General features: G+C 72.9%; 13 protein-coding genes. 9 read left to right on the top strand and 4 right to left on the bottom strand.

What is annotated here, in order from left to right; translation table 11 throughout:
* Positions 1 to 7 precede the first annotated feature (7 nt).
* Together ACFV88_RS11115 and ACFV88_RS11110 are read right to left on the bottom strand one after the other, a co-directional pair.
* The gene (locus ACFV88_RS11115; RefSeq protein WP_385488604.1) at positions 8 to 1003 is read right to left on the bottom strand and encodes a TAXI family TRAP transporter solute-binding subunit; all 996 of its coding nucleotides are present in this window, start codon (positions 1001 to 1003) and stop codon (positions 8 to 10) included.
* 17 nt (positions 1004 to 1020) lie between these two features.
* Positions 1021 to 2121, bottom strand: a complete 1101-nt coding sequence (locus tag ACFV88_RS11110) for an SCO7460 family lipoprotein (protein ID WP_385488601.1) — start codon at positions 2119 to 2121, stop codon at positions 1021 to 1023.
* A gap of 204 nt (positions 2122 to 2325) precedes the next feature.
* Here ACFV88_RS11110 and ACFV88_RS11105 point away from each other — a divergent pair, with 204 nt between their 5' ends.
* The 3 genes from ACFV88_RS11105 (at position 2326) to ACFV88_RS11095 (ending at position 5497) form a co-directional block, all read left to right on the top strand.
* Positions 2326 to 3030, top strand: a complete 705-nt coding sequence (locus tag ACFV88_RS11105; RefSeq protein WP_385488599.1) for a polysaccharide deacetylase family protein — start codon at positions 2326 to 2328, stop codon at positions 3028 to 3030.
* Between the two features lie 183 nt (positions 3031 to 3213).
* Entirely contained in the window at positions 3214 to 4719 is a 1506-nt protein-coding gene (gene miaB, locus ACFV88_RS11100; protein WP_385488713.1) for a tRNA (N6-isopentenyl adenosine(37)-C2)-methylthiotransferase MiaB, read from the top strand.
* A 58-nt stretch (positions 4720 to 4777) separates the two neighbouring features.
* Positions 4778 to 5497 (top strand): class III extradiol dioxygenase subunit B-like domain-containing protein, encoded by a 720-nt coding sequence (locus ACFV88_RS11095; protein ID WP_385488597.1) that lies wholly within the window; start codon positions 4778 to 4780, stop codon positions 5495 to 5497.
* An 82-nt stretch (positions 5498 to 5579) separates the two neighbouring features.
* Here ACFV88_RS11095 and ACFV88_RS11090 read toward each other — a convergent pair whose 3' ends face one another.
* A complete protein-coding gene (locus ACFV88_RS11090) occupies positions 5580 to 5876 on the bottom strand; it encodes a hypothetical protein (RefSeq protein WP_385488595.1) in 297 nt (98 codons plus the stop codon).
* Positions 5877 to 6060: 184 nt separating this feature from the next.
* Here ACFV88_RS11090 and miaA point away from each other — a divergent pair, with 184 nt between their 5' ends.
* The 5 genes from miaA (at position 6061) to hflX (ending at position 13463) form a co-directional block, all read left to right on the top strand.
* Complete coding sequence (miaA, locus tag ACFV88_RS11085) at positions 6061 to 6999, top strand: tRNA (adenosine(37)-N6)-dimethylallyltransferase MiaA (protein WP_385488592.1); 939 nt, start codon at positions 6061 to 6063, stop codon at positions 6997 to 6999.
* Between the two features lie 107 nt (positions 7000 to 7106).
* Positions 7107 to 7631, top strand: coding sequence for a hypothetical protein (locus ACFV88_RS11080; RefSeq protein ID WP_385488710.1), 525 nt, complete (start codon positions 7107 to 7109; stop codon positions 7629 to 7631).
* 274 nt (positions 7632 to 7905) lie between these two features.
* Positions 7906 to 10062, top strand: coding sequence for a RelA/SpoT family protein (locus ACFV88_RS11075; RefSeq protein WP_385488590.1), 2157 nt, complete (start codon positions 7906 to 7908; stop codon positions 10060 to 10062).
* Between the two features lie 100 nt (positions 10063 to 10162).
* The gene (locus ACFV88_RS11070; RefSeq protein WP_385488587.1) at positions 10163 to 11689 is read left to right on the top strand and encodes a M1 family metallopeptidase; all 1527 of its coding nucleotides are present in this window, start codon (positions 10163 to 10165) and stop codon (positions 11687 to 11689) included.
* Between the two features lie 250 nt (positions 11690 to 11939).
* A complete protein-coding gene (gene hflX / locus ACFV88_RS11065; RefSeq protein WP_385488585.1) occupies positions 11940 to 13463 on the top strand; it encodes a GTPase HflX in 1524 nt (507 codons plus the stop codon).
* An 81-nt stretch (positions 13464 to 13544) separates the two neighbouring features.
* Here hflX and ACFV88_RS11060 read toward each other — a convergent pair whose 3' ends face one another.
* Positions 13545 to 14762 carry a trypsin-like serine peptidase gene (locus ACFV88_RS11060; RefSeq protein ID WP_385488583.1) on the bottom strand — a complete coding sequence of 406 codons (1218 nt, stop codon included), beginning with the start codon at positions 14760 to 14762 and terminating at the stop codon, positions 13545 to 13547.
* Positions 14763 to 15090: 328 nt separating this feature from the next.
* Here ACFV88_RS11060 and ACFV88_RS11055 point away from each other — a divergent pair, with 328 nt between their 5' ends.
* Entirely contained in the window at positions 15091 to 16446 is a 1356-nt protein-coding gene (locus ACFV88_RS11055) for a diaminobutyrate--2-oxoglutarate transaminase family protein (RefSeq protein WP_385488581.1), read from the top strand.
* Positions 16447 to 16528: the final 82 nt, after the last annotated feature.

The following is a 16528-nucleotide window of genomic DNA, read 5'->3' as shown; positions in this document are numbered from 1 at the left end:
GGTGCGGTCACGGCTTCACCGAGCGGTAATAGTTGCGGGCGCCCTCATGCAACGGCAGGGGGTCCGTGTACAAGGCCGTGCGTAGGTCGACCAGTTGGGCGGCGTGGACACGGCTACCGATGTGGTCTCGGCTGTCTATCACGGTACGGGTGAGCAGCTCGGTCAGTTCGCGACTGCTGCGATCCGTGGTGACGAGCAGGTTCGCCACCGACAGGGTGGACACCGTCGCCCCCTGCTGGGCCGAGGGGTAGGCGTCGGCGGGCATCACGGACGCCCGGTAGTAGCGCGAGGCCCCGCCCTGGTCGTGGAGGGCGTCCACCAGGTCGCCCAGTTCCACGAAGCGGATGTCGAACTCCTCCGAGAGCTCCCGCACCGAGGCGGTGGGCAGACCGCCGGACCAGAAGAAGGCGTCGATGTCGTCGGCCTTCAGTGCGCTGGTCATCGTGTCGATGCCGATGGACACCGGCTCGATGTCGCGCCGGGGGTCGAGCCCCGCGGCCGTCAGTACCCGGTCCGCTATCAGCCGCACCCCCGACCCCACCTGCCCCACGGCCACCCGCTTGCCCCGCAGCTGTTCGGCCGTGAGCACCGAGGAGGAGCGCGGGACGACCAGCTGCACGTAGTCGTCGTACAGCCGCGCGCAGCCCTGGAGCCGGTTCGCGCCGGGGCGTCCGGCGAGCCGGTACTCCTCCACGGCGTCGGCGGCGGCCACCGTGAAGTCGGCGGTCCCGGTGGCGAGGCGCTGCACGTTCTGCTGGGAACCCTCACTCGGCTTCAGCTGGACGTCCAGGCTCGGCGCGTCCTCCTTCAGCGCGGCCTTCAGCAGCCGGCCGTAGCGTTCGTAGACGCCGGAGTGCACTCCGGTGCTCACCGTGACCCGGCCGCTCGGCGTCTCCTCGTCCAGCGGGAGCACCCACCACAGCAGCAGACCGAGCACGACGAGCGACACCGCGCCGCCGCGGAGGGCACGGCGACGGTCGATGCGGGGCAGAGCGGGGAGCATGGCGCGATCCTGCCAGGTCACCGCGGTGCTGGCCAGGCTCGGGCGGCCGGCGACGAGCCGCCCGGGCCGCCGCCGGCGCTGGGCTTGCGGGTGCCCACCGGTTCTCCGACCAGCCGTCCCGACAGGTCGGTGGTGACGTGGAGCGTGTGGTCGCCGACACAGGCCGGCCGCTCGCCGTGGGGCTCGTCGCAGTACTTGACGTACCCCTCCAACCGGTCCGTGCGCCCCTCGACCAGACGCCAGACGCCGCCGTACTCGGAGACCACGGCGTCCGGCTGGTGGGGCCTGAGCCAGCCGGTGACGTGGGTGTGCACCGCCTTCAGGAACTCCTGCTTCTCCTCGAACGGCATGACCGGGCGGGCGTACTCGGGCCGCGGTTCGATGCCGCTGTCGGCCCACCGGTAGGCCGCCGCGTGGTAGGTGCGCCGGGCCAGGGCCGCGTACAGCTCGGTCGAGGTCTTGCCGACCAGGGTGGGCCGGTCCTTCCTGCCCTGCGGGAGGTCCCCGACCACCGAGGGGTCGACGATGTTGACCGTGATCGTCGCGGGGGGCACCGCCGCCCGCGGGGCTCCCGGCGACGCGCCGGGGGAGGGGGTCGGGGCCGGCCGGGGGCGCTGTCGGGGGACGAGCTGCCCGTACTGCTCCAGACAGGTGCCGATCTTGAGCAGCAGCACGTCGACGTTCCCGTCGTTCACCTCGGCCGCGATCCACGGCTCGGTGAGGGTGCCGCCGAAGGGCTTGATGCCGAGCACGTCGAAGTCGCAGCGCGCGAACTCCCGTTGGAGGGCCCGCCACGCCCCCGCTTCGGCCTCTGCTTTCCCCCGGGCCGCCCGCAGCGCGGGCCCGCACGCCGAACGTCGGTCACAGGTGCCCTTCTCGTCGTCGATGCGCAGCCGGACCACCGCGTCCGGGTCGTCCTTGACCGCGAAGGTCACCTCGGAACCGCTGTCGGCGGGGAAGAGGGAACGCGAGCCGATCACGGTCAGCTCTCCCGGGTAGACCTCCTCGGCCAACTCCTGGGCCCGCCCGCGGTCCTCACGGGTGGACGTCACGCAGCCGCTCACCAGTACCGCCAGGGCCACCGCGACCGGTGCCCCCCATCCCCGCCGCCACTTCATGTCGCCTCCCGCGCCGTCCGCTCCACCGGGCCGAGGCTATGCGCGCCGGCCGGGCCGGGGGATGAGTACGCCTACTCAAAGTCCGAGATGGTCCCGCGTGCCCCGCCGGGTGGCCGTCCCGGGCGTTCCCGTGCGCGACCCGGCAACTCCCGCCGGGATACGGACCATTGACACCACCGTTGGACTGGACCAATGATGCGGGCCATGCCGAGACCCCGAGCAGCACTCGCCGTCCTCGCCCCGCTCCTCGCCGCCCTGGCGCTGGCGGGCCCCACCGCGCCGACCCAGGCCGTCGCCGCACCCGCCGCCGGGGCAACCGCCGCGGCCTGGCCCTCGCCCGCCCCGGTCATCAACCGGGTCGACACCCGGGACCCCGTCGTCTTCATCACCATCGACGACGGCTGGTACCACGACCCGGAGGCCGCCAAGATCCTCCTGGACCGCCAGGTGCCCGCGTCCCTGTTCGTGCTGCCGGACGCGTACTCGTGGGACGCCGCCTACTACCGCAAGCTGCTCGACCACGGGCCGTCCCGCCTGGAGAACCACAGCGTCACCCACCCCGACCTCACCACCCTCGATGCGGCGGGCCAGCGCGCCGAGCTCTGCGGGGCCCGCAACCGCCACCTGGCCGCCTTCGGGGCCGAGCCCCGACTGACCCGCCCGCCGTTCGGCGCGCTCAACGGGGACACCGCGGTCGCCGCCCGTGCCTGCGGCTCCAAGGCGGTGGTCACCTGGACGCACGACCAGACCGACTGGGGGACCGCGCCCGCCGCGCCCGACCTGCGCCGTGGTGACATCGTCCTGCTGCACTTCACCCCGAACCTCGCGAAGGATCTGACGCGGGTGCTTGCTGCGGCCGATGCGGCGGGGCTGAAGCCGGCGGCGCTGCGCGACTACGTCCGCGACTGAGCGCGGCCGGTCCGTGGGGGGGCCTCCCGGGGGTTCGTTGTTCCCTGCGGGTGGGTGGGGGGTGCTCGCGCAGTTCCTCGCGCCCCTATCGGGGCGCCCTGGTGGGCGGGGCGGGTCGGCGGGGTGGTCGACCGGAGCGCTTACCCTGGACGGGTGAGCGGTAACGACGTGGCTGGCGGAACAGTGGACGGATTGAAAACGTACGAAGTGCGCACCTACGGGTGCCAGATGAACGTCCACGACTCCGAACGGCTGTCGGGGCTGCTGGAGGGCGCCGGATACGTCCGGGCCCCCGAGGGCTCCGACGGCGACGCCGACGTCGTCGTCTTCAACACCTGCGCGGTCCGGGAGAACGCCGACAACCGCCTCTACGGCAACCTCGGCCGGCTCGCCCCCATGAAGACGAAGCGCCCGGGCATGCAGATCGCGGTGGGCGGCTGTCTGGCCCAGAAGGACCGCGACACCATCGTCCGGCGCGCCCCCTGGGTGGACGTCGTCTTCGGCACCCACAACATCGGCAAGCTGCCGGTGCTGCTGGAACGGGCCCGCATCCAGGAGGAGGCCCAGGTCGAGATCGCCGAGTCGCTGGAGGCGTTCCCGTCCACGCTGCCGACGCGCCGCGAGAGCGCCTACGCGGCCTGGGTCTCGATCTCCGTCGGCTGCAACAACACCTGCACCTTCTGCATCGTCCCCGCACTGCGCGGCAAGGAGAAGGACCGCCGCACCGGCGACATCCTCGCCGAGATCGAGGCCCTGGTCGCCGAGGGCGTCTCGGAGATCACCCTGCTCGGGCAGAACGTCAACGCGTACGGCTCGGACATCGGCGACCGCGAGGCGTTCAGCAAGCTGCTGCGCGCGTGCGGCGCGATCGAGGGACTGGAACGCGTCCGGTTCACCTCGCCGCACCCCCGGGACTTCACCGACGACGTGATCGCCGCCATGGCCGAGACCCCGAACGTCATGCCGCAGCTGCACATGCCGCTCCAGTCCGGTTCGGACACCGTGCTGAAGGCCATGCGCCGCTCCTACCGCCAGGAGCGCTACCTGGGCATCATCGAGAAGGTCCGCGCGGCCATCCCGCACGCGTCGATCACCACGGACATCATCGTGGGCTTCCCCGGCGAGACCGAGGAGGACTTCGAGCAGACCCTCCACGCGGTCCGCGAGGCCCGCTTCTCGCAGGCGTACACCTTCCAGTACTCCAAGCGCCCCGGCACCCCCGCGGCGGACATGCCCGACCAGATCCCCAAGGAGGTCGTGCAGGCCCGCTACGAGCGCCTGGTCGCCCTCCAGGAGGAGATCTCCTGGGACGAGAACAAGGCGCAGGTCGGCCGCACCCTCGACCTCATGGTGGCCGAGGGCGAGGGCCGCAAGGACGGCGCCACCCACCGGCTGTCCGGCCGCGCCCCCGACAACCGCCTCGTCCACTTCACCAAGCCCGCCGAGGAGGTCCGCCCCGGTGACGTGGTCACCGTGGAGATCACCTACGCCGCGCCCCACCACCTCCTCGCCGAGGGGGAGGCCCTGAAGGTGCGCCGCACCCGTGCGGGCGACGCCTGGGAGAAGCGGAACGCGCAGGAGACCGCGAAGCCGGCCGGGGTCCTACTCGGCCTGCCCGGCATCGGCGTCCCCCAGCCCCTGCCCGCCGCACCGGGCGGTGCCTGCGGCAGCGCCTGCGACGCCGGCTGAGCCGCCCGGCCCCGGGCGGACTGGGAGTCACCCCCGTGCCGGGGCTACGCTGCCGATCATGCTTGTCGCCGCAGCCGTCTGCCCCTGTCCGCCCCTGCTCGTGCCCGAGGTCGCCTCGGGAGCCGCGCCGGAACTCGACGGTCTGCGCGCGGCGTGCGACGAAGCGCTGCGGGACGTCCTGGCGGCCCGCCCCGATCTGATCGTGGCCGTCGGTCCCGCCGACGGCCACGATCAGATCGGGTACCCGCAGGGCGCGCGCGGCACCTTCCGCACCTTCGGCGTTCCGCTGGACGTGAGCCTGGGGCGGGCGGAACCCGACGCTGACGCCCCGGGGCCCTGTCTGCCGCTGTCGCTGGCCGTCGGCGCCTGGCTGCTCGACCGGGCGGGCTGGACGGGACCGGTGCGGGGCCTGTCGGCGGGGTCCGACCGCGACCGTCGGGCCAACCACGGGGACGGCGCTCGTACGGCGGGGTCGGCCGACCGCGTCGCCCTGCTGGTACTGGGGGACGGCAGCGCCCGCCGGAACCTCAAGGCACCCGGCTACCTGGACGAGCGGGCCGAACGGGTCGACGCGGACCTCGCCCGCGCCCTCGGGCGGACGGACGACGGGACGTTCCTGCCCTCACTGGACGCCGCTCTCGCGCGCGACCTCATGATCTCGGGGCGGTCCCCCTGGCAGGTGCTCGACGGCGCCGCGGACGGCGCCCGGCTGACCGGGCGGCTCCTGTACGAAGCGGCACCCTACGGGGTGGGCTACTTCGTGGCCTCCTGGAGCTGACGGCCTCCCCGTCCGGGACCGACCGACCCCGGGAGCCTCAGGGTGCCGCCGCCCGGGAACGCTCCCGGGCGGTCACGCGTGCCTACTTGCGGGCGCCCTCGCCCGCCTCGTTGTCGGCGGCCCGCTCCGCGGACTGCTGCTGGGGGATCTCCACCGACTCGGTCGGGGCGCCGCGCTCGGCCACCGACGCCGCGGGAGCCGGCTCGGACCGCGCGGGGGCGGGAGCGTCACCGGCGACCTCCGTGACGGCGGCGGTCCCGGTGTCCGACGCGTCGGAGGCCGCCGGGTCGGCACCCGACCCGTCCGTTCCGTCCGCCCGGCCCGCCGCCGGATCGGCCGCCTTCTTCGACTTACGGAGGAAACGTGCGAAAACGCTCATGAAGTGCTCCATAACCTGCTCGTTCTGGTGAAATCCCTCGCCGCTCCCGTGCGGCCCATTGCGCCGCCAGAGTTCCCCGTTCCTCGCTCGACGGCGCCAGGACCTCGCAACAGGCAACGACGTCGTACGCGCACCGTCACGTAACTCGTTCGGGAAGCGTCGTGAGGTTTGCGAGACTGGTGCGGTGAGTACCGCACCCCCCGCGCCGCGGGTCATCGCCGTCGTCGGGCCGACCGCAGCAGGAAAGTCCGATCTGGGCGTCTTCCTCGCCCAGAGACTCGGCGGCGAGGTCGTCAACGCCGACTCGATGCAGCTCTACCGCGGGATGGACATCGGTACCGCCAAGCTGACGCCCGAGGAACGCGGGGGCGTCCCGCACCGACTGTTGGACATCTGGGACGTCACGGTGACCGCGAGCGTCGCCGAGTACCAGCGGCTGGCCCGTGCCGAGATCGACCGGCTGCTCGCCGCCGGCCGCTGGCCGATCCTCGTCGGCGGCTCCGGGCTGTACGTCCGCGGCGCCATCGACCACCTGGAGTTCCCCGGTACCGACCCCGACGTACGGGCCCGCCTGGAGGAGGAACTCGCCCTGCGCGGCTCCGGTGCCCTGCACGCCCGGCTGGCCGCGGCCGACCCGCCGGCGGGTCGCGCGATCCTCCCGAGCAACGGGCGCCGGATCGTCCGGGCCCTCGAAGTGATCGAGATCACGGGGAAGCCCTTCACCGCCAACCTCCCCGGTCACGACTCGGTCTACGACACCGTGCAGATCGGGGTCGACGTGCCCCGCGCCGAGCTCGACGGGCGCATCTCCGCGCGCGTGGACCGGATGTGGGACGCCGGCCTCGTGGACGAGGTGCGCGCCCTGGCGGAACACGGTCTGCGCGAGGGCCGCACCGCCTCGCGTGCGCTGGGGTACCAGCAGGTCCTCGCGGCGCTCGCGGGGGAGTGCAGCGAACAGGAAGCGCGCGACGAGACCGTACGCGCCACCAAACGCTTCGCGCGCCGTCAGGATTCGTGGTTCCGGCGCGACCCCCGGGTGCATTGGCTCAGTGGCGCCGCGCCGGACCACGGGGAACTCCCGCAACGGGCGCTGGCGTTGCTCGAACGAGCGGTCACAGCCTGATCACGTGATGGCATCGGGACGCCCCGCCCGTCATCGGGGCCCCCGGTGCCGTGCCATCATCGAGCGACGATCGACCAGTGGAGTCCGGAGTGGGAGGGCGCGTGGCGATGGAGGCCGGCCCTCGACGAGACACCGCGCCAGAAGAACAGCGGGACGCACCTGACGACGCGGCCCGGCTGCCGCACGTGCCCGCGCCCGCCGTCGACGGGCTCACCTCCGACGGCCCCGACGCGACGGCCGAGCCCGGCACCGTGGACGGACTGGCCCCCCAGGATCTCGACCTCGACTCCGGCGTCGAGGTCGAGGTCGAGCTGCGCCCCCGAGGCAAGCTGCGGCTGTGGCAGCTCGCCCCCATCGTCGGACTCGGCACGCTCGGCTCGCTGATGTTCGCCTTCCCCCTCGCCTTCGAGTTCGGGGACGGCGGTGCGGTCGTCGCCATGCTCGGGCTGCTGATCTGCTCCTGTGCCGCCGGGTGGGGCATGATGGCCGCCCGCCGCGTCGGCTACACCTGGCCCGGGCTCCCGCAGCGCGGCTCGGGCCGACGGGTCGACTGGCGGATCATCGCCCTGTACGTCGTCGTGGTCAGCGTGGTGGTCGTGCTCGCGGTGTGGCGCGTGGCGCGTCTGCGCTGAGGCGCTCCCGGGGCCGCTCCATCCCGGCTGCTCCGAACGGCTGATTCCCCGTACGGTGGCCGAAACGGACTGCCGCGCTTCCACAACCGCCAACCCGTGATCCCTCCCTCGAATGGGTGATCCGTTTCACGCTCGACGGGAGCGGGTCCTGGGGGCGTGGTGGGCTCGGTAGCATCAAGCACCGGCCCGGACGGGAGAACACCCGCACACCTCCAGCAGTTGAACGCTGGAGGCGACCGTTCCGCACCGCCGGTCGATGCAGCCGGAGGTGCCCATGAGCGCGGAGGCCACAAACCCTGCGACCCCCCTGTCCTTCACGCCCGGTGCACACCGCAAGCGCGGTCGCCCCCGCATCGACCTGCGCCGACTGGGACGTGCCGCCCTGCTGGGGCCGGCCACCCGGGACCGGCTGCCGGACGCCATCAGCCATGTGGTCGAGGCCCACCGCGCCCACCACCCGGACGCCGACAGCGAACCGTTGCACCGCGCCTACCTGCTCGCCGAGTCCTCGCACCGGGGGCAGATGCGCAAGAGCGGCGAGCCGTACATCACCCACCCGCTCGCGGTCACCCTGATCCTCGCCGAACTCGGGGCCGAGGCAACCACCTTGACGGCGTCCCTGCTCCACGACACCGTCGAGGACACCGAGGTGACCCTGGACCAGGTGCGCCGGGAGTTCGGCGACGAGGTGTGCTTCCTGGTCGACGGCGTCACCAAACTGGAGAAGGTCGACTACGGCGCCGCCGCCGAACCCGAGACCTTCCGCAAGATGCTCGTCGCCACCGGCAACGACGTCCGGGTGATGTCGATCAAACTCGCCGACCGGCTCCACAACATGCGCACCCTGAGCGTGATGCGTCGCGAGAAGCAGGAACGCATCGCCAAGGTCACCCGGGACGTCCTCATCCCGCTCGCCGAACGCCTCGGCGTCCAGGCCCTCAAGACCGAGTTGGAGGACCTCGTCTTCGCGATCCTCCACCCCGAGGAGTGCACGCAGACCAGACACCTCGTCAGCGAGAACGCCGCACGGGCCGATGACCCCCTCGCCGACACCGCCGAAGCGGTGCGCGCCGTCCTGCGGGACGCCGACATCCCGGCCGAGGTCCAGATCAGGCCGCGCCACCTGTTCTCCGTCAACCGGGTGCGCCACAAGCGCGGCGAACTGCGCGGCGCCGACTTCGGACGGCTGCTGGTCCTCGTCGCCGAGGACGCCGACTGTTACGCCGTCCTCGGCGAACTGCACACCTGTTTCACCCCGGTCGTCTCGGAGTTCAAGGACTTCATCGCCGTACCGAAGTTCAACCTCTACCAGTCCCTGCACACCGCGGTGGCCCGCCGGGACGGCGAGGTCGTCGAGGTCCTGGTCCGCACCCAGCAGATGCACCGGACGGCGCAGGCCGGCGTCGTCGCCCTCGGCAGCCCCTACCCGACCGCCGCCGACGAGGGCACGGCCCTGCCGGGGGGGCCGGCCGGCGCCGCAAGTGCGGAGGGCGCCAGGGTCAGCGACGGCGAGCGGGCCGACCCCACCCGACCGGGCTGGCTCTCCCGCCTCCTGGAGTGGCAGCGGTCCGCCCCCGACCCCGACACCTTCTGGTCCGCCCTGCGCGAGGACCTCGCCCAGGACCGCGAGATCACCGTGTTCCGCACCGACGGCCGCACCCTCGGCCTCCCGGTCGGGGCCAGTTGCGTGGACGCCGCCTACGCGCAGTACGGCGAGGACGCCCACGCCTGCATCGGAGCCCGGGTCAACGGCCGCCTGGCGGCCCTCGGCACCGTGCTGCGCGACGGCGACACGGTGCAACTGCTGATGAGCCAGGACACGGCGTCCGGCCCGTCCCGGGAGTGGCTGGACCACGCCGTGGCCCCGGGCGCACGGATCGCCATCCAACGCTGGCTCACCGATCACCCCGAGGTCGCCGAAACCCCCGAGGCCACCCCCAGGGCGCCCCAGCCGGCCCCCTCCTCCCGCCCGGCGGGCGCGGGCGCCCTCGTCGACATCCCCGGCGCCTCCGTACGCCTGGCGGGCTGTTGCACCCCCGTACCACCGGACGAGATCACCGCCTTCGCCGTGCGCGGGGGAGTCGTCACCGTCCACCGGGTCGCCTGCTCCTCCGTCACCCGGATGAAGGAGGTCTCACGCCCCGAGGTCGGAGTGCGCTGGGGCGACACCGCCGAGTACCGCGTCACCCTGGTCGCCGAGTCCTTCGGACGCCCGCACCTCCTCGCCGACCTCACGGAGGCCATCGCCCAGGAAGGCGTCGCCGTCGTCTCGGCCACGGTCGAACCCCCCTCCCGCCAACAGGTCCGCCACACGTACACCCTCCAACTCCCCGATGCGGCACGGCTGCCCGCCCTGATCAAGGCCATGCGCAACGTCGCCGGGGTCTACGACGTCAGCCGCGCCCAACACCCGGCCGTCGCCCCCTCGTAGCGCCCTGCCCGGCGACCCGCGCAGGCGCCCACCGACCCGTTCGGGTGGGCGCGGCGCGAGTCGCCGGCGCACGCGGGCCGCCCGCTGGTAGCGGTGACCCATGCAGCTCACCGCCCGCACCAGGGCCCCCCGACCGTCCCGCCCCCCGGGCCCCAAGGCGCCCCGCACCAGGGGCGCGCTGCTCGCCGTCGCCGCCTCCGTCTGTCTGATCGCCGCCAGCGCCCCCGCGCCCCTGGCCCCGGCGGGCGTCGGCGACCGGCTCTTCCCCTACCTCGGCAATCCCGGGTACGACGTGCACGCCTACGACGTGTCCCTCACCTACACCGGCTCGCCCGAGGACCCCGTGACGGGCGTGACCCGGATCGACGCCCGGGCCACCGCCCGGCTGGAGTGGTTCCACCTGGACCACACGGCCGGCGAGGTCGACGCGGTCGAGGTCGGAGGGGCGCCCGCCCGCTTCGCCAAGGCCGGGGAGGACCTCGTCGTCACCCCCGACCGCCCCGTCCTCCCCGGGACCCGACTGGGCGTCACCGTGCGCCACACCAGCGACCCGTCACCCGGCGAGGACGGCGAGGGCGGCTGGATCCGCACCGCCGACGGACTGGTGACGGCGGGTCAGCCCGACGCCGCACACCGGGTCTTCCCGTGCAACGACCACCCCTCGGACAAGGCCCACTTCACCTTCCGCGTCACCGCACCCCGCGCGCTCACCACGGTCGCGAACGGGCTGCCCGCGGGCGTCGAGGAACACGGCGACACCACCACCCGCACCTTCCGCACCGTGCACCCCATGGCCGCCGAACTGGCCCAGGTCTCCATCGGGGCGTCCACCGTCCGGCACCGCCCCGGCCCGCACGGGCTGCCCCTGCGGGACGTCGTGCCCCGCAAGGACCGCGCCGCGCTGGAACCCTGGCTGCGCCGCACGCCCGACCAGATCGACTGGCTGGAACGCAAGCTCGGCGGCTACCCCTTCGAGACGTACGGGGTGCTGGTCGCCGAGGCGGACACCGGGTTCGCGCTGGAGACGCAGACGCTCAGCCTGTTCGAACGGGACTTCTTCCTGGGCGGCCGGTTCCCGGACTGGTACATCGAGTCGATCATGGTGCACGAGCTCGCCCACCAGTGGTTCGGCAACAGCGTCAGCCCCCGCGTCTGGTCCGACGTGTGGCTCAACGAGGGCCACGCCACCTGGTACGAGGCCCTCCACGCGGACGAGCACGGCCACAAGGCGCTGGACGTGCGGATGCGCGCCGCCTACCGCGCCTCCGACGCCTGGCGGGCCGCCGGCGGCCCGCCCGCGAAGCCGAAGGTGCCCGCCCCCGGTCAGGGCGGCAGCATCTTCCGTCCGGTCGTCTACGACGGGGCCGCCCTCGTCCTCTACGCCCTGCGCCAGGAGATCGGCCACCGCGCCTTCGAACGGCTGGAGCGCACCTGGGTGACCACCCACCGTGACTCCACGGCCACCACGCAGGACTTCGTCGACCTCGCGTCGGCGGTCGCCGCCCGGGACCTGCGGGGCTTCCTCGGCGACTGGCTGTACGGCACCACCACCCCGCCCATGCCCGGCCACCCCGAGTGGAGCGCCGCCGCGCCCGCGAAGAAGAAGTCGGGGGCCGCCCGGTCGTGACGCCGCGGACCGGGGCTCCGTTCGACCGAACGGAAAACCCCAGTGACGAGACGTCCCGTCCCGTGCGACCATCGTCAGGTCGGCGGCGCTGCGCCGGCCCGGTGGGAAGCCGTCCGGGCCGGGAGGGTTCCGGGAATCTCCGGACGCTCCCGCACGTTCACCGATTGACGGGGTACGTCTCCGTCAGCGCATTCACGGGGTGGGGCCCGAGGCCCTTCCCCGCACCGCTCCCCATCGACGTAAGGATCAAATGACCTCCTCTTCTTCCCCTTCCCAGGACGCGCAGACACTCCCGCTGAACAGCACCGAAGGTCTTCGGGCCGATGCCCTGATGGAAGAGGACGTCGCCTGGAGCCACGAGATCGACGGCGCCCGGGACGGCGAGCAGCTCGACCGCTCCGAGCGGGCGGCCCTGCGGCGCGTCGCGGGCCTGTCGACCGAGCTGGAGGACGTCACCGAGGTCGAGTACCGACAGCTCCGGCTGGAGCGGGTCGTCCTCGTCGGTGTCTGGACCTCGGGCAGTGCGCAGGACGCGGAGAACTCCCTCGCCGAACTGGCCGCCCTCGCCGAGACGGCCGGTGCCCAGGTGCTCGACGGCGTGATCCAGCGCCGCGACAAGCCCGACGCCGCCACGTACATCGGCTCCGGCAAGGCCCGCGAGCTGCTGGACCTGGTCGTCGAGTCCGGTGCCGACACCGTCATCTGCGACGGTGAGCTCTCCCCCGGCCAGCTCATCCACCTCGAAGACGTCGTCAAGGTCAAGGTCATCGACCGGACGGCGCTGATCCTCGACATCTTCGCCCAGCACGCCAAGTCCCGTGAGGGCAAGGCGCAGGTGGCGCTGGCGCAGATGCAGTACATGCTGCCCAGGCTGCGCGGCTGGGGCCAGTCCCTGTCCCGTCAGATGGGCGGCGGCAAGGGCGGCGGGCTCGCCACCCGCGGTCCCGGTGAGACCAAGATCGAGACGGACCGGCGGCGCATCCGCGAGAAGATGGCCAAGATGCGCCGCGAGATCGCGGAGATGAAGACCGGCCGCGACATCAAGCGCCAGGAACGGCGTCGCAACAAGGTCCCCTCGGTCGCCATCGCGGGCTACACCAACGCCGGGAAGTCCTCGCTGCTCAACCGTCTGACCGGGGCGGGCGTCCTGGTCGAGAACTCCCTGTTCGCCACCCTCGACCCGACCGTGCGCCGGGCCGAGACCCCCGGCGGCCGGGTCTACACCCTCGCCGACACCGTCGGATTCGTCCGACACCTGCCGCACCACCTCGTCGAGGCGTTCCGCTCCACGATGGAGGAGGTCGGGGACTCCGACCTCATCCTGCACGTCGTGGACGGCTCGCACCCGGCGCCGGAGGAGCAGCTCGCCGCGGTCCGGGAGGTCATCCGTGACGTGGGCGCCACCCATGTGCCAGAGATCGTGGTGATCAACAAGGCCGACGCGGCGGACCCGCTCGTCCTCCAGCGGCTGATGCGGATCGAGAAGCACTCCCTCGCGGTGTCCGCCCGTACCGGCGAAGGCATCCCCGAGCTGCTGGCGCTGATCGACTCCGAACTGCCCCGGCCCAAGATCGCGGTCGAGGCGCTGGTGCCGTACACCCACGGCAAGCTCGTCGCCCGGGCGCACTCCGAGGGTGAGGTGACCTCGGAGGAGCACACCGCCGAGGGCACCCTGCTCAAGGTCCGGGTCCACGAGGAGCTCGCCGCCGAACTGGCGCCGTACGTGCCCGCGGCCACTGCGCAGCAGGCCACCGCGCAGCAGGTCACCGCCTGAGCGCGACCCGCACCGGCTGACCACAGGACCGTGCCCCGCCCGCCTCCACCGGAGGTCGGACGGGGCACGGTGTCGTTGCCGCTACTGTCCGGCGAACTTCTTGCTCACCGAGTCGTACACGCCCTTGGCCTCGGCGCCCAGGTGGGGACCCGCCAGCCAGCCGGCCGTGACCGGGCCGATCGAGGTGTTGGAGATCAGCACCGACTCGCCGTCCGAGCCCTGGCCGATCCAGCCGCCGCCCGAGGAACCGGCGGTCATGGTGCAGCCGATGCGGTACATCGTCGGGGCGTCCGCCGTGAGCGACAGCCGGCCCGGCTTGTCCTGGCACTGGCGCATCTGCTGCCCGTCGAACGGAGCAGCGGCCGGGTAGCCCTTGGCCGTCAGGCTCTCGATCTGCGCCACCGCCGGGGCGTCGAAGTCGACCTCCAGCGCCGTCCCCACCGTCTCCTCCAGCGACTTGCCGCTGCCCTTCTCGGGCGTCACGTGCAGCACCGCGAAGTCGTACGGAGCGCCCGCGCCACCGGTCGGGCCGCCCTGCTCGATCCACTGCGTCGAGGTCTGCGCCCAGTCGGACCACCACACCCCGAGCGGGGCGACGTCCTCACGCGACGCGGTCTCCAACTGGGCCGCCGACTTTCCCTCACCGTTGTACGAGGGCACGAAGGCGATGTTGCGGTACCAACCGCCGCTCTTGCCCGCGTGCACGCAGTGCCCGGCCGTCCACACCAGGTTGGACTTGCCGGGGTTCGCCGGGTCCTTGACGACCGTCGCCGAGCAGACCATCGAGCCGTCGGGGCCGTCGAAGAAGACCTTGCCCGCCTCCGGCGCGTCCTTTTGGTACGGAGCGCTCACCGGCTGTGCGTCCACCGGCTTCGGCGTCGGGTCGGTCACCCCCTGGTCGTCGGAGATGTCCCCCTCCTCGACGCCCTGGTCGGGCTGTTCGGCGTCCCGCATCCGGTCCGGGTCCCAGAGACCGTCGATGATCGGGTTGACGAAGTCCTGCGCCTCGCGCAGCCAGGTGTCCTTGTCCCAGTCCTTCCAAGCGCCGTCCCGCCACTTGTCCAGGTCGATCCCGTGGTCCTTGAGCCGGTTCTTGATGTCGTCCGGGATCTTGATCTTGCCGTCGTCCGCCGGGGTCTCCTGCGCCGTCGACTGACCACCCGCGGTGTCGTCCTCGGAGCCGCAGGCCGTCGCGGTGAGTGCGAGCGCCGCGCCGAGTGCGACCACGACCGTCACCGGCCTCCTGCGGTGCGCGCTCCCTCCACGGCGCGCGGTGAAGAGCGGGCGTATGGATCGCATGGTGTGACTCCCCCTGGTTCGGGACGGTGGGTACTGCCGGGGCCGGTGGAATTGGCGGAACCGTTCGAGCGGGGCGCCGTGTTCGCGGGCGCCACCGGGTCCGTTCCGGCCGAACGGCTCCCCCACACTATGTCGGTGCCGTGCAGGACGACCGACGGAACGGCAACGGTTCCGTCACGGCAAGGATCTTCGGATCGGCCCGTGATCCAGGGCAACTCCCGTCGTTGGTAGGTACGGGGGGCGCGCCACAGGCGCGTTCGGCCCCCGTGCCGATCCGCCCCTCGACGGGGCGGGCACCGGCCCCTACGCAGCGGGAGGAACGACAGGCGTGGCCGTGACCGAGCCCTCGGCGGTGACCACCGCACACGAGGGGATCCTCCACCGGCAGTCGACCCGGGAGTCCGCGGCGCGCACGTACGCCCGCGCCCTGCCGATCGTCCCGGTGCGTGCCCGTGGACTGACCATCGAGGGAGCCGACGGCCGTCGGTACCTCGACTGTCTCTCCGGCGCCGGTTCCCTCGCGCTCGGCCACAACCACCCCGTCGTCCTGGCCGCGATCCGCAAGGTCCTCGACTCCGGCGCCCCGCTCCACGTCCTCGACCTCGCGACCCCCGTCAAGGACGCCTTCATCACGGAACTCTTCCGTACGCTGCCCGCCGGACTCGCCGGGCGGGCCCGCATCCAGTTCTGCGGGCCCGCCGGCACCGACGCCGTCGAAGCCGCCCTCAAGCTCGCCCGCACCGCCACCCGCCGCGAGGGCGTCCTCGCGTTCACCGGTGCCTACCACGGCATGACGGCCGGAGCGCTCGCCGCATCCGGGGGAGCGCCGGAGGTACGCGTCACCCGGCTCCCCTACCCGCAGGACTACCGTTGCCCGTTCGGCACCGGAGGCCCCCGGGGCGCCGAACTCTCCGCGCGCTGGACCGAATCCCTCCTCGACGACCGCAAGTCAGGGGTCCCCCACCCCGCCGCGATGATCCTGGAACCCGTGCAGGGCGAGGGCGGCGTCATCCCTGCCCCCGACGACTGGCTGCGTCGGATGCGGGCCCTCACCGCGGCCCGGGACATCCCCCTGATCGTGGACGAGGTGCAGACCGGCGTCGGCCGCACCGGTGCCTTCTGGGCGGTCGAGCACAGCGGAGTGACCCCCGACGTCATGGTCCTCTCCAAGGCGATCGGCGGCAGCCTCCCCCTCGCCGTCATCGTCTACCACGAGGACCTCGACGTCTGGCAACCCGGTGCGCACGCCGGAACCTTCCGCGGCAACCAACTGGCGATGGCCGCCGGGACCGCGACCCTCGCGTACGTCCGCGAACACGGCCTCGCCGACCGCGCCGCCGTCCTCGGCGCCCGCATGGTCGGACAACTCCAGGCGCTGGCCGCCGAACACCCCTGTGTCGGAGACGTACGGGGCCGTGGACTCATGATCGGCATCGAACTGGTCGACCCCGCGGCCGAGGTGCTGACCGCGCCCGGGCCGCCGCCCGCCGCCCCCGAGTTGGCCGCCGCCGTCCAACGGGCCTGCCTCCAGCGCGGACTCATCGTGGAGCTCGGCGGCCGGGACGCCAGCGTCGTGCGCATCCTGCCGCCGCTCACCCTCACCGACGAACAGGCCTGTGCCGTCCTCGACCGCCTGGCCGACGCCATCGCCGCAGCGTCCCGCGCCTTCCGCCCGCACCCGTGACCGTGGGGGGGGGGCGCCGCCCCCCCCCCCCCCCCCGCCCCCCCCCCCCCCCCCCCCCCCCCCCCCCCCCCCCCCCCCGTAC

The organism is Streptomyces sp. NPDC059816 (assembly GCF_042732055.1).
GTDB lineage: Bacteria > Actinomycetota > Actinomycetes > Streptomycetales > Streptomycetaceae > Streptomyces.
This window is presented reverse-complemented; position numbering and strand designations above follow the sequence as displayed.